Origin of the sequence: Comamonas testosteroni TK102 (assembly GCF_000739375.1) — a bacterium.
Classification (GTDB): Bacteria; Pseudomonadota; Gammaproteobacteria; order Burkholderiales; family Burkholderiaceae_C; genus Comamonas; species Comamonas brasiliensis.
The window spans coordinates 1,163,900-1,176,899 of sequence record NZ_CP006704.1 but is presented as its reverse complement, the minus strand read 5'-3'; the positions used below and the strand labels follow the sequence as shown (position 1 = coordinate 1,176,899).

At 63.1% G+C, this 13,000-nt stretch carries 9 protein-coding genes and 1 riboswitch; of the genes, 4 read left to right on the top strand and 5 right to left on the bottom strand.

The window, feature by feature from the left end; all coding sequences use genetic code 11:
• Positions 1-48: 48 nt before the first annotated feature.
• The 3 genes from O987_RS05260 to O987_RS05250 all read right to left on the bottom strand — a co-directional run bounded on the left by O987_RS05260 (position 49) and on the right by O987_RS05250 (position 4,674).
• The gene (locus O987_RS05260) at positions 49-1,605 is read right to left on the bottom strand and encodes a methyl-accepting chemotaxis protein (RefSeq protein ID WP_043371047.1); all 1,557 of its coding nucleotides are present in this window, start codon (positions 1,603-1,605) and stop codon (positions 49-51) included.
• Positions 1,606-1,742: 137 nt separating this feature from the next.
• Positions 1,743-2,960, bottom strand: a complete 1,218-nt coding sequence (gene dinB / locus O987_RS05255) for a DNA polymerase IV (protein WP_235214381.1) — start codon at positions 2,958-2,960, stop codon at positions 1,743-1,745.
• Between the two features lie 193 nt (positions 2,961-3,153).
• Positions 3,154-4,674 carry an amino acid permease gene (locus O987_RS05250; RefSeq protein WP_019043807.1) on the bottom strand — a complete coding sequence of 507 codons (1,521 nt, stop codon included), beginning with the start codon at positions 4,672-4,674 and terminating at the stop codon, positions 3,154-3,156.
• 532 nt (positions 4,675-5,206) lie between these two features.
• Positions 5,207-5,306: riboswitch (glycine riboswitch) on the top strand.
• A gap of 171 nt (positions 5,307-5,477) precedes the next feature.
• On the opposite strand from O987_RS05250, the gene O987_RS05245 reads away from it, so the two are divergent.
• Entirely contained in the window at positions 5,478-6,746 is a 1,269-nt protein-coding gene (locus O987_RS05245) for a D-amino acid dehydrogenase (RefSeq protein WP_003058106.1), read from the top strand.
• Between the two features lie 159 nt (positions 6,747-6,905).
• Here the strand turns inward: O987_RS05245 and O987_RS05240 are convergent, their stop codons facing one another.
• Complete coding sequence (locus O987_RS05240; protein WP_043371045.1) at positions 6,906-7,838, bottom strand: DMT family transporter; 933 nt, start codon at positions 7,836-7,838, stop codon at positions 6,906-6,908.
• A 351-nt stretch (positions 7,839-8,189) separates the two neighbouring features.
• Between O987_RS05240 and nhaA the strand changes: the two genes are divergently transcribed.
• The 3 genes from nhaA to O987_RS05225 all read left to right on the top strand — a co-directional run bounded on the left by nhaA (position 8,190) and on the right by O987_RS05225 (position 11,650).
• Positions 8,190-9,578, top strand: coding sequence for a Na+/H+ antiporter NhaA (gene nhaA / locus O987_RS05235; protein WP_043371044.1), 1,389 nt, complete (start codon positions 8,190-8,192; stop codon positions 9,576-9,578).
• Between the two features lie 466 nt (positions 9,579-10,044).
• The gene (locus O987_RS05230; protein ID WP_080731627.1) at positions 10,045-10,848 is read left to right on the top strand and encodes a tetratricopeptide repeat protein; all 804 of its coding nucleotides are present in this window, start codon (positions 10,045-10,047) and stop codon (positions 10,846-10,848) included.
• Between the two features lie 43 nt (positions 10,849-10,891).
• The gene (locus tag O987_RS05225) at positions 10,892-11,650 is read left to right on the top strand and encodes a tetratricopeptide repeat protein (protein WP_043371042.1); all 759 of its coding nucleotides are present in this window, start codon (positions 10,892-10,894) and stop codon (positions 11,648-11,650) included.
• A 55-nt stretch (positions 11,651-11,705) separates the two neighbouring features.
• Here O987_RS05225 and O987_RS05220 read toward each other — a convergent pair whose 3' ends face one another.
• Positions 11,706-12,884, bottom strand: coding sequence for an alpha-hydroxy acid oxidase (locus tag O987_RS05220; protein WP_003058113.1), 1,179 nt, complete (start codon positions 12,882-12,884; stop codon positions 11,706-11,708).
• Positions 12,885-13,000: the final 116 nt, after the last annotated feature.

The following is a 13,000-nucleotide window of genomic DNA, read 5'->3' as shown; positions in this document are numbered from 1 at the left end:
GAAAAAGGCAGCTCCACGGCTGCCTTTTCAGAGCAAGACCACAAAAGCCTATAGATGGAACACGTCCACCGAACGCTCCAGTGTCTTGGCACTCTGGCGCAGCGATTGCGCGGCACTGGTCGACTGCTCCACCAGCGCCGCATTCTGCTGGGTCACGGAGTCGAGCTGGGCCACGGCCTCGTTGACCTGGGAGATGCCTATCGACTGCTCACGCGTGGCAATGCTGATCTGGTGCACCAGGGAGCCGACCTTGTCCACGGCCTGCACCATGCCGTCTATGGTCTGGCCTGCGGCACGCATGCGCGCATTGCCGTCATTGATGCCATCGACCGTGCGGTTGATGAGCACGCTGATCTCCTTGGCCGCCTCGGCACTGCGCTGGGCCAGTGCCCGCACCTCGCCCGCCACCACGGCAAAGCCGCGCCCCTGCTCGCCGGCCCGCGCCGCTTCCACAGCCGCGTTCAGCGCCAGCAGATTGGTCTGGAAGGCAATGCTCTCGATCACGCCAATGATCTCGCTCATGCGCGTGGAGGAGCCGCGGATATGCTCCATGGCCAGCCCCACTTCGCTGATGGCCGCGCCGCTGCGGCTGGCCACCTTGCTGCTCTCGTCGCTGGCGCCGGCCATGAACTGAGCCGTATCGGCCGTCTGCGACACGGTGCCCGAAATTTCCTCCATCGAGGCCGCCGTCTGCTGCAAGCTGGTGGCCTGCGACTCGGTACGCCCTGCCAGATCGAAACTGCTCTGGGCGATTTCATGGGCAGTCTGTGCAAAGCCTTGCACCTCGGTGCGCACATCGCCCACCACGGCGCGCAGATTGATCTGAATCTGCTGCAGCCTCAGCATCAGCGCCCCCATGGCGCCGCTGTAGCTCTGGCTGCATTCGGTGCTCAGATTGCAGGCCGCCACATCGGCCGCAAAGCGGCTGGCTTCCTCCAATCCCGCCACGCAGCGCTGCTGAAAGCGCCACAGCACGAATGCGCCGCCGGCCACCAGGCTGGCAGCACGCCAGCCCCAGGCCGCCGCGCCCTGCCAGCCCAGCATATCGGGCAGCATGACGATCAAGGCCACGATGGCCAGCAGCCAGGCCATGCGCGCCACCAGACCCACATCCTTGCGGCCGTCCCACCAGCCCATCAGCCCCAGACGGCGCACCGCGCCGGCACGCAGCCGGAAGCTGGCCCGGGCCTGCTTTTCCTCGTTGCGCATGCGCGCATACAGCGCTTCGGCTGCGGCCACTTCGGCGGCCGAAGGCTTGGTGCGCACCGACAGATAGCCGCTTGGCTTGCCACCTTCCATGATGGGCGTGACATTGGCGCGCACCCAATAGTGATCGCCGTTCTTGCGGCGGTTCTTGACCAGTGCCGTCCAGGGATAGCCATGGGCGATGGTGCGCCACATGTCCTTGAAGGCGGCGGCCGGCATGTCGGGATGGCGAATCAGATTGTGCGGCTGGCCGATCAGCTCTTCGTAGCCAAAGCCGCTGACGCGCACGAAGGCGGGATTGCAATGCGTGATCTCGCCCTTGGTGTTGGTGCTGGAGACCAGCAGCTCGTCACCCGGAAAGTCGTAGTTTTGTTGAGATACCGGCAGGTTCAGGCGCATGCTTTGCACTCCTCCAATAGGCCTATGTAGTTTTTGTTCGAGAGTGAGCGATCAGGCATCCCGCAGGCAGCTGGTTAACCAGATACACAAATTCACACTTGGATCATCGCACAGTGAGGATTCCCGAGCCCCCAGGCTTAGAACAGAGATGCGGTATAGGGATCCGCATGCTTGACGGAGATCAAACCATGAGGCCTGAGCAGCAACTCTCGCGCCACCGGATCGTGGGCACTGGCCTGCCAGAGCTGCTCGGCGATCAGGCCCGAGACCTTGACCCCCAGCAGCCTGATGCGCTTGCCCAGCGGCACGCGCTTGAGGCATTGGCCTGCGGCCAGACGGATGGCGGCCGCATCCTGTATCGGCAGGTTCAGGGTCTGATCCCGCGTGGCGATCCTGAAATCGTCATAGCGCAGCTTGATGCCCACGGTGCGCCCCACATAGCCCTTGCGCCGCAGATCCTCGGCCAGCCGCTCGCACAGGTCCGTGAAGATGGCACCCAGCTCGGCCTTGTCGCGCACGGCATGCAGATCGCGCTCGAAGGTGGTCTCGCGGCTCATGGACACCGGTTCGCTCTCGGTCACCACGGCACGCTCGTCCCTCCCCCAGGCCGACTCGTGCAGCCAGTGGCCATAGCTTCTGCCAAACCAGTGCAGCAGCTGCGGCAGGCTTTGCGCGGCCAGGTCGCCAATGGTTTCTATGCCCAGGCTCTTGAGCTTGGCATCGGCCTTGGGCCCTATGCCGTTGACCTTGCGGCAGGCCAGCGGCCAGATCCGGCTTTGCAGGTCTTCGGGCTGGACGACGGAGATGCCGTTGGGCTTGTTGAACTCGCTGGCCATCTTGGCCAGCAGCTTGTTGGGCGCCACACCGACCGAGCAGGTCAGGCCCGTGGCGTCGAAGATGGATTTCTGGATCAGCCGGGCGAGCACGCGTCCGCCTTCGCGCTGGCCGCCAGGCACGTCGGTGAAATCGATGTAGACCTCGTCCACGCCACGGTTTTCCATGAGCGGCGCAATCGACACGATGATCTCTTTGAAGGCCCGCGAAAAGCGCCGGTACTCGGCAAAGTCCACGGGCAGAAGAATCGCCTGCGGGCACAGCCTGGCGGCCTTCATCATGCCCATGGCCGAGCCCACGCCGAACTGCCGGGCCGCATAGGTGGCCGTGGTGATCACGCCGCGCCCCGTGTAATCGCGCAGCAGCGGAAAATCCGCCACCGGAATCTCGGACAGCGGCCGCCCCGCATGCCGCGCCAGCAGCTCCTCGTCAAAGCTGCGCCGCCCGCCGCCGATCACCACCGGCAGCCCCTTGAGCTGCGGGTAGCGCAGCAGTTCCACGGAGGCGTAGAACGCATCCATGTCCAGATGCGCTATGCGCCTGGGCCTGGACTCGGGGCTGGTGGGTAGATCGCTCACAGTGCCAATTTTGCCTGCGCTGGCAAGAGACAGCAGCCATGCGTCAAACAAGCACACGGGCACCGGGAAACAGCAAGCAGCGCCGGCCCCTGCCGCTACCCCTACCCGCCTGGATAAGGGGAAGGCTCAAACCGCCTCAGGACGACACCTTGCCCTGCTTGATGTCTTCGAGCTCGTCAAAGCGCATATCCGCATAGCTGATCCAGGTCTTGCGCTTGACCAGCCAGTAACCCAGCCAGAACAGCAGGAACAGCGGAATGCCCAGATAGGTCGAGACCACGCCGCCCCAATCGATGCGATCTTCCAGGAAGGCCTGGTAGTTCTGGCCCAGCGTCACCACCAGACACAGCACAAAGGCAAAGATGGGTCCGAAGGGGAAGGCGCCGGCCTTGTAGGGCAGCAGGCCCACATCATGGCCGTGCATGACATAGCCGCGACGGAAGCGGTAGTGGCTGACGGCAATGCCCAGCCAGACGATGAACTCCGTCATGCCGGCCAGGTTCAGCAGCCAGATATAGACGGCCTGCGGGCTGTAGAGCGAGGAAAACAGGCACAGGCTGGCGACCAGCGTGCTGCCGATCAAGGCCACCAGCGGCACGCCGTTCTGGGTCAGCCGGGAGAAGATGCGCGGTGCATTGCCCTCGGTTGCCATGTTGTAGAGCATGCGCGTGGCCGCATACATGCCCGAGTTGCCGGCCGACAGCACCGAGGTCAGGATCACCGCATTCATCACCGTGGCCGCCGACAGCAGACCCGCATGCTGGAACACCAGCGTGAACGGACTCACGGCGATATCGGCCACATCGGTGCGCAGCAGTTGCGGATCGGTATAGGGAATCAGAAAGCCGATGACGACAATCGCCAGCACATAGAACAGCAGGATGCGCCAGAAGACCTGGCGAATCGCACGCGGCACGTTCTCGCGCGGATTCTCGGATTCGCCCGCCGCCACGCCCACCAGCTCCGTTCCCTGGAAGGAATAGGCCACGATCATGGCCACGCCCACAAAGGTCGCGAAATTGCCGACGAATGGCGCATCGCCCGTGGTCCAGTTCTCGAAACCGGGCACATGGCCGTTGCTGATGATGCCGAACAGAATCAGCACGCCGGTGATCAGAAAGGCCACCACGGCCAGCACCTTGATCAGCGCGAACCAGTATTCGGCCTCGGCAAAACCGCGCGCGGAAAACGCGTTCAGCCCCACCATCAGCAGCAGGAACAGGCCGCTCCAGAGGATGCCCGGCACATTGGGAAACCAGTAGGCCATGACCAGCTGCGAGGCCACCAGATCCACCGCCACCACCACGGCCCAGCTGAACCAGAAGTTCCAGCCCAGCGCAAAGCCGAAGCCGCGATCCACATAGCGCGAGGCATAGGTCGAGAAGGAACCGGCCACCGGCATGAAAGCGGCCAGCTCGCCCAGGCTGGTCATGATGTAGTAGACCATGATGCCGATGAGCAGATAGGTGAGCACGGCACCGCCCGGGCCGATCTGGGCGATGGCCGAGCCGGAGGCCACAAACAGGCCCGTGCCGATGGCACCGCCAATGGCGATCATGCTCAGGTGGCGCTGCTTGAGCACCCGGTGCAAGCGGGGCTGGTTATCGTCACCATCGCCAGTCGGCGCGAGCTGCTGGCTTGAGTTGGGTTGGGACATAAATGTCTTGTTGTAATGGTTTGCGCCCGTCCGGACAAAACACCCAACCATCCCGCAGGCGCTGCGACAGGCAACGCAAAAAGGCGACCATGACGGTCGCGGGCAACAAGGACAAAGGAACGAAGCCATGACAGCAGAACGCCATGGCGGATAGGCCAGTTGCATCCTGAATCGGCAGCCACCCCGGTCGGGCGCTTCAATGGCAAAGCGGTGATATCGCCGGGCCCATTGACAGGCAAAGACGATATTTTGCCCAAATCCACCGCCGACCATGGCCCGTCATGTCAATGCAGGGGTTGACTCTGGGGCTGCTCAGCGGCACTTGACAGCGCTTGACGCTATGAATTCGGAAGCTGCTTGCGCTTGAATAAATTTACTTTCCTTATGAAAACATAAGGAAGTCTTTCAAAAACAGGCGTGAGCCGCTATCAAATAAAAGAAACGAAGCACGGCCTGCCCCGGTGCAGAAGTCTAGAAAACCCGTATATCCAGGCGCCGCCATTCTTCCTACATTCGTCCACAGGCTCTCAGCCCGGTGATGCCGAGAGAGACTGCAGCGCAAACTTGGCACATGCAGCGCCGAAGGAGCAACCGCCCCGGAAACTCTCAGGCCAAAGGATCGGCATCGCTTTCACACACTCTGAAGAATGTCCGGACGCCATCGTCCGCCGGACATACCGAAGGAGCAAGCGAGCAGCGCCCCAGGGTGCTGCCTCGTGAATCTCTCAGGTCCAGAACAGAGGGGGCGTCCGTTGCGCATGTTGCGCACGGGCTCCACCCTTGACGTGTCTGGAATCTGAATCATGAAGACAATCGCCGTCATCGGCGGTGGCATCACGGGCGTGACCACCGCCTACGCCCTCGCACGCCGCGGATTTTCCGTCACCCTGTTCGAGAAACAGCGCTATGCCGCCATGGAGACCTCGTTCGCCAATGGCGGCCAGCTCTCGGCCTCGAATGCCGAGGTCTGGACCCACTGGTCCACCATCGTCAAAGGCCTCAAGTGGATGCTCAAGAGCGATGCTCCGCTGCTGCTCAACCCCAAGCCCGGCTGGCACAAGATTTCCTGGTTCTGCCAGTTTCTCGCTGCCATCCCCCATTACCAGAAGAACACCGTGGAGACCGCCAGGCTGGCGATTGCGGCACGCGAGCACCTGTTCGAATGGGCAGCCGCCGAAGGCATTGACTTCGATCTGAAGCAAAAGGGCATCCTGCATATCTACCGCGACCGCGACGGCTTCGAACATGCGGGCAAGGTCTCGCAGCTGCTCGCCCTGGGCGGGCTGGAGCGCCGCGCCGTCACACCCGATGAAATGAAGGCCATCGAGCCGACCCTGTCCGGAACCTTCTATGGCGGCTACTTCACCGAGAGCGACTCCACCGGCGACATCCACAAGTTCACCAGCGGCCTTGCCGCCGCCTGCGAGCGACTGGGCGTGCAATGCCGCTACGGCCAGGAAATCGTGTCGGTGGACAGCAACGGCAAACAGGCCAGCGTGACCGTACGCCAGGGTCTGGAGGCCGAGACCTCGACCTTCGACGCCATGGTGGTCTGCGCGGGCACGGCCAGCCGCGCCATGGCCGCCCAGCTGGGCGACAGCGTCAACATCTATCCGGTCAAGGGCTATTCCATCACGGTCAATCTGCAGGACGAAGCCAGCCGCGCCGCAGCTCCCGTCGTGAGCCTGCTGGACGACGAGACCAAGCTGGTCACCAGCCGCCTCGGCGAAGACCGCTTTCGCGTGGCCGGCACGGCGGAGTTCAACGGCTACAACAAGGACATCCGCGCCGACCGCATCCGACCGCTCATCGAATGGGTGCAGCAGTGCTTCCCGGGCGTCAGCACGCGCAGCGTCGTGCCCTGGGCGGGCCTGCGCCCCATGATGCCGGACATGCTGCCGCGCGTGGGCCCTGGCATCAAGCCCTGCGTGTTCTACAACACCGGCCACGGCCATCTGGGCTGGACCTTGTCTGCCGTCACCGCCGACATGGTCGGCGACCTCGTGCTGCAGTCCATGGGCAGCGCCAGCAGACAGTCCCGGCCGGCCACGCTGACCACCGCCAGCGCCTGACAGCGGTTCAAGGCACTGCACCAACAAGCCAGGCGCGGCATCGCGCACCGTCGCTACAAGAAGCTATTTTTTCAGGCGCTTATTGCGCCTTTCCATGCTTAATTTCAATGACTTTTTACCTTGAAAATGAACATTGGAAAGCGCAAGCAGCTCTTGAAATCAGAGCTGCAGACAGATCAGCACCAGTCCCAGCATCATCAGCGCCATGCCCAGCTTTTCCGTCAGCGACAGCTTCTCGCTGAACACCTTGCGCGAGACGATATAGCTGAACACCACTTCCACCATGCCCAGGGTGCGCACGGCAGCGGCCCCCTGCATGGCATAGGCGGTGAACCAGGCCAGCGAGGCCGCAGCGCCCATGCTGCCGGCCAGCAGCGAGATGCGCCAGGCCTTGAAGATGGGGCGCAGGCCCTGCTCATGGGTTCTGGCAATCCAGGCGCTCATGACGACGGACTGCATGGTCTGCGCGATCAGCACGCCCCAGGCCCCGGACAGCCAGGGCGAGCTCACGCCCAGTGTTGCGATCTCGACCGCGCCGCCGCGAAAGCCCACCGTGGCCAGCGCAAAGCAGGCGCCGCAGATCAGACCGTATACCGAGGACTTGCTGGTCCAGGCCGAGAGCGTGAAGAGCTGCCCGCGCGGCGGCAGCGACAGCATCAGCACGCCCACCGTGGCCAGCACCATGGCCAGAAGTGCCAGGCGGGTCGGCAGCTCGTGCAGGAACATGGCGGCAAACAAGGCCACCTGCAGCACCTCGGTCTTGGACAGCGTGACCGCCACGGCAAAGTTGCGCTCCTTCATGGCCATCAGCAAGGCCGCCGTGGCCGTGACCTGAAAGAAGGCTCCGAGCGCAATCCAGCCCAGATAGGCGGCACTGAACTTCGGCAGCACCAGGGACGGATCGCCCAGCACATACAGCGCCAGCAGATAGACGGCGGCGAACGGAAGGCCGTAGAGAAAGCGCACCAGCGTGGCCGGCAGCGTGCCGACCTGCGCCGTCAGCGAGCGCTGGGCCGTGTTGCGTACCGTCTGCGCCGCCGCAGCAAACAGCACCACGCCCACCCACAGATATTCCATTCCTATGCCCGACATGACACGCCTTCTCTTTCGTTAGCGCGCCAGCATAGCGCCGGCTGCCAGACGGCGCTGACGTGATTCGTGCAGTCCACCCGCTTGAGCCAAGGCGACGCGAAGCGCGAGAGGCAACCGTCCTGATGGCGAGGTCTGTTTCCCCGCAAATAAACCCCATATCCAGACCATTGCTGCATCTTTAGCTACAATTTCAGCCGGGTGCCCGTCACACAAGGTGGCGATGGCAGGTGAATGTTCATGCGCAGGTCGGGCCGCCAGCGCGCCAGTCGTTTGCAGTGCTGACTGCACCAAGAGGCATGGGCTCGGGTGCAATACGCCTGTCGGCAGACGACTTCAGACACCTACCGACACATGGACCCACAAACACTTGTGCAGGCCCCTGCGCCTTCTGCATCCCAGAATTCACCCCGCATCCCCGCGCTGCAATCCGCCACCGAACGCGTGCAGGCGCAAATCTCGCACCTGCTGCATATCGAGTCCTTTGCCGGCATGGTGCTCATGCTGGCCGCCGCCGCCGCCCTGATCTGGGCCAACTCCGCTGCGGCGCCAAGCTACTTTGCACTGTGGCATGCGCCCGTTGCGCTGACGCTGGGCCCGTGGAGCTTCAGCACCGATCTGCATTTCATCGTCAACGATGTGCTGATGACGGTGTTCTTCCTGGTCGTGGGCATGGAGATCCGTCGCGAGCTGCACAACGGCGCGCTGGCCAGCCTGCGCCAGGCCAGTCTGCCGCTGATCGCTGCCATCGGCGGCGTGGCCGTGCCCGCACTCCTTTACATGGCCCTGGCGGGCAATGACAGGACACTGCTCAACGGCTGGGCAATCCCGACGGCAACCGACATCGCGTTTGCCGTGGGCGTGCTGGCCTTGCTGGGCCGCAATATTCCGGGGGCGCTGCGCATCTTCCTGCTGGCCCTGGCCATCATCGACGACATCGTGGCCGTGCTCATCATCGCCTTCTTCTACTCGGGCGGGCTGCAGGCCATGGGCTTTGTGGTGGCCGCAGCCGGCGTGCTGCTGGTGCTGCTGTTCAACCGCATGGGCATTGCCGCCGCTCCTCTGTATGTGCTGCCCGGAGCGGTTCTCTGGTTCGGCCTGCTCAAGACCGGTGCACATCCCACCCTGGCAGGCGTGGTGCTGGGCCTGATGACGCCCGTGTTTGCCCGCCCCGCTTCCATGCCGCAGCTGATCACGGCACAGACGGCCATGCGCAAGGCCGGCGAGCAGGTGCTCAGCGGGCGGCCCGATCCGCAACACCTGCTGCAGGAGTTGCGTACCGCCCAGTTCGCACAGCGCGACCTGCTGCCACCTGCTCTGCGCCTGCCCATGATTCTTCATCCCTGGGTGGCTTTCTGCATCATGCCCATCTTTGCACTGGCCAATGCCGGCGTGCAGTTCTCGGGCATAGACCTGAGCGCTGCCGCACCGCAGACCACGGCCATGGCCGTGCTGGTGGCCCTGGTGCTGGGCAAGCCCCTGGGGGTCTTCATCTGTACCTGGCTGGCCGTCAGAAGCGGGCTGTGCAGCCTGCCCGAGGGCCTGAACTGGCGCGGCGTGCTGCTGGTGGGCCTGCTGGCCGGCATCGGCTTTACCATGTCCATCTTTGTCGGCGGTCTGGCCTTTGCGGATGCCTCCCTGCTGGGGGCGGCCAAGCTGGGCATTCTGGCCGGCTCGGCCATCGCCGCCTTGCTGGGACTGGGCTATGGCTTTGCCATGCGCAAGCGCCTGCAGTGCGCATAAGCACTTCCCGATCACAATGCCCGGCCGAGCTCGGGGCTGACAAGCGCCCCTGATCAACGGACTGCAGCCGCCAGACGCGATGAGCGACTGGCGGCTGCAGTTCGTTAGGTGACTAGAATGCCTCCTCGCCCTGGCCCGGCCGTCCGGACATCTGAATGCCTGTGCCATGAAGGGCGCCGACTGATGCTCCGGAGGTTCCAGACCCATAACCGGCGTGAATCAGCAATGGCCCGATGGTCGGCGCTCTCGCCATGCTGCTTCGCAGCACGCTCACGCTCTGCCGACTGCTGACCGTGGGTCAGCCCGAGCATGCAGGGCAAGACATCAGGGCAGCCTGAAATCAGGGGCCGCCTTGCCGTTGCAGGCCGGGCACAGCCCATCTATCGCAGGAACATCAAAAGAAATGCAGAAAAAAAAGCTTCACCTTTACTCCGCTGCCGCATTGTTGCTTGCCAGCACCTTGGCAATGGCTCAGCCAGCGGACCTGCTGCACAAAGCGCAAGCGGGGGATGCACAGGCGCAGCTGGATCTCGGCCAGATATACGTGGAAGGCCGTGGTGTGGCACAAAGCGATGAGAGAGCCGCTCATTGGTTTGGTCTTGCGGCAGCACAAGGCAATGCGTTGAGCCAGAGCAATCTCGGCTTGATGTATGACCGGGGCCGTGGCGTGAAGCAAAGCGACCAGGAGGCCATCAAGTGGTACCGCCTCTCGGCAGCGCAGGGAGAGGCCAACGGCCAGTTCAATCTGGGCGTGATGTATGAAGATGGGCGCGGCGTCGAGCAAAGTGATCAGGAGGCCGTCAAGTGGTATCGGCTCGCTGCAGCGCAAAACCTTCTCGATGCCCAGTACAACCTGGGACTGATGTATGTCAGCGGCCGTGGCGTGGAGCAAAGCGATCAGGAGGCCGCCAGATGGTTCGGCATAACGGCCGCAAGAGGCCATGACTCGGGCCAGGCCAACCTCGCCGTGATGTATGCCACCGGTCGCGGTGTGCCACGCGACGAAAAGGAAGCAGCCAGACTGCTGGGCCTGGCCGCAGAACAGGGCAATGCGACGGCCCAGGTCAACCTCGGCACGATGTTCGAGGAAGGCCGTGGCGTCAGACGCAGCCTGTCTCAGGCCTATTTCTGGTATGCCCTGGCGGCCGCCCAGGGCCTGGAAGACACCGTATCGCTGCGCGACGCTGTGGCCCGCAAGCTCAAGCCCGCAGAGCGAGCTGCACAGGACTCAAGAATCAGCCGCTGGAAACCCAAGCCGCAGATTCGCTGAATCTGCACGCTCGAAGCCGCAACTCCCCATTGACAAGCAAGCCATGAAAAAGCCCTTCAGCCGTCTCCTTTGCGCAGCCGCCTTGCTGCTCTGCAGCACTTTGTCCATCGCACAATCGCCCGACCTGCTGCAGGCAGCGGAGGGCGGCGACGCCCAGTCACAGTTCAAACTCGCAGCCGCCTACCTCACAGGCCGTGGAGCCCCCAAAAACGATGAGGAAGCAGCCAGGTGGTTCATGCTGGCAGCAAAGCAGGGCCACGCCGAGAGCCAGTCCAATATCGGCCTGATGTACGGCCGCGGGCGCGGCGTTCCGCAAAGCGATGAGGAAGCGGTCAAATGGTATCGCCTGGCCGCAGAACAAGGCGATGCCGACGGTCTGTTCAACCTCGCGGTGATGTATGACGACGGCCGTGGCGTGGCTGAGAATCAGGAAGAGGCCGTCAGGCTGTATCGCCTTGCCGTGGCACAAAACCATGTGTCGAGCCAGAGCAATCTCGGATACATGTACGACCATGGCCGTGGCGTGGCGCAAGACAGCCAGGAGGCCTTCAGGTGGTATATGACTGCGGCGGAACAAGGGGATGCCAACAGCCAGTTCAACGTGGGCTCCATGTATGCCTTGGGACGCGGTGTCAGGCAAAGCTGGCCTCAGGCCTACTTCTGGGCGTTGTTGGCAGCCAGAGATGGCGAGAAGGATTCGGCCAAGCAGCAGGAAATCATCGCCAAGAAATTGAAGCCGGCGCAACGGGCCAAGATCCAGCTGCAGGTTCAGGAATGGAAGCCCAAGACCGGTAGATCCTGACCTCCGGGCAGAGGTCGCGACGGCTCGCAGTGCAGCAAGCCGCCGACAACGCAGATCAGATCACGGCAAACGGCTTGGGGTAGGTGCCAGGCAACAGGATCTCCTTGCCGACCTGGTCGATATGGGTGTGACCGCAGAAGGCCATGGTCGTATCCAGCTCCTTGTGGATGATCTGCAGCGCCTTGCTCACGCCGGCCTGGCCATAGGCCCCCAGACCGTAGAGAAAGCTGCGACCTATCATCGTGCCCTGCGCGCCCAGGGCACGGGCCTTGAGCACGTCCTGCCCGCTGCGAATGCCGCCATCCATCCAGACTTCGATGTCCTTGCCAGCGGCCTCGGCAATCGACGGCAAGGCTGCAATCGAGGACGGCGCACCGTCGAGCTGACGGCCGCCATGGTTGCTGACCACCAGCGCGTCAGCACCACTTTGTGCCGCCAGACGCGCGTCTTCGGCATCCATCACGCCCTTGAGGATGATCTTGCCGCCCCAGAGCTTCTTGATCCATTCCACATCGTTCCAGTTCAGCGAGGGGTCGAACTGATCTGCCGTCCAGGACGACAGCGAGGACACATCACCCACGCCATCCACATGGCCGACGATATTGCCGAAGCTGCGGCGCTTGGTACCCAGCATTCCAAGGCACCAGTGCGGCTTGGTCGCCAGATTGAGCAGATTGGCAAGCGTGGGCTTGGGCGGTGTGGACAGTCCGTTCTTGATGTCCTTGTGACGCTGGCCCAGGATCTGCAGATCCAGCGTCACCACCAGCGCCGAACAGTTGGCCGCCTTGGCGCGGTTGATCAGGCGCTCCATGAAGGCCTTGTCGCGCATCACATAGAGCTGGAACCAGAACGGATGGTGATCGGTGTGCTCGGCAATGTCCTCCAGCGAGCAGATGCTCATGGTGGACAGCGTGAACGGCACACCAAAGGCCTTGGCGGCCTTGGCCCCGAGAATCTCGCCATCGGCATGCTGCATGCCGGTCAGGCCCGTAGGCGCAATCGCCACCGGCATGGCGACCTCCTCGCCGATCATGGTGGTACGCGTGCTGCGCCCTTCCATGTTCACGGCCACACGCTGACGCAGCTTGATGGTCTGGAACTCGTCTTCGTTGGCCCGGTACGTGCCCTGGGTGTAGGAGCCCGAATCGGCGTAGTCATAAAACATGCGCGGCACACGGCGCTTGGCCACCACGCGCAGGTCTTCGATACAGGTGATTTTGGAGAGATCGCTCACGACTTCTAGCCTTGTAATGGGAGTTGAGCCCGATGGTAGCCCTCATCGCAGCTATCGGCGTTGTGCTCTGGTTTGAAGTGATTTATGCCACTTTTGAAATTTTCTTCAGCGAGGGC

Bases quoted from the DNA above. Each gene is read 5' to 3' on its own strand.
- O987_RS05245 (WP_003058106.1), top strand. From the start codon at position 5,478: ATGAAGACAATCGCCGTCATCGGCGGTGGCATCACGGGCGTGACCACC.
- O987_RS05225 (WP_043371042.1), top strand. From the start codon at position 10,892: ATGAAAAAGCCCTTCAGCCGTCTCCTTTGCGCAGCCGCCTTGCTGCTC.
- O987_RS05240 (WP_043371045.1), bottom strand. From the start codon at position 7,838: ATGTCGGGCATAGGAATGGAATATCTGTGGGTGGGCGTGGTGCTGTTT.
- O987_RS05230 (WP_080731627.1), top strand. From the start codon at position 10,045: ATGGCTCAGCCAGCGGACCTGCTGCACAAAGCGCAAGCGGGGGATGCA.
- nhaA (WP_043371044.1), top strand. From the start codon at position 8,190: ATGGACCCACAAACACTTGTGCAGGCCCCTGCGCCTTCTGCATCCCAG.
- dinB (WP_235214381.1), bottom strand. From the start codon at position 2,960: ATGGATGCGTTCTACGCCTCCGTGGAACTGCTGCGCTACCCGCAGCTC.
- O987_RS05250 (WP_019043807.1), bottom strand. From the start codon at position 4,674: ATGTCCCAACCCAACTCAAGCCAGCAGCTCGCGCCGACTGGCGATGGT.
- O987_RS05260 (WP_043371047.1), bottom strand. From the start codon at position 1,605: ATGCGCCTGAACCTGCCGGTATCTCAACAAAACTACGACTTTCCGGGT.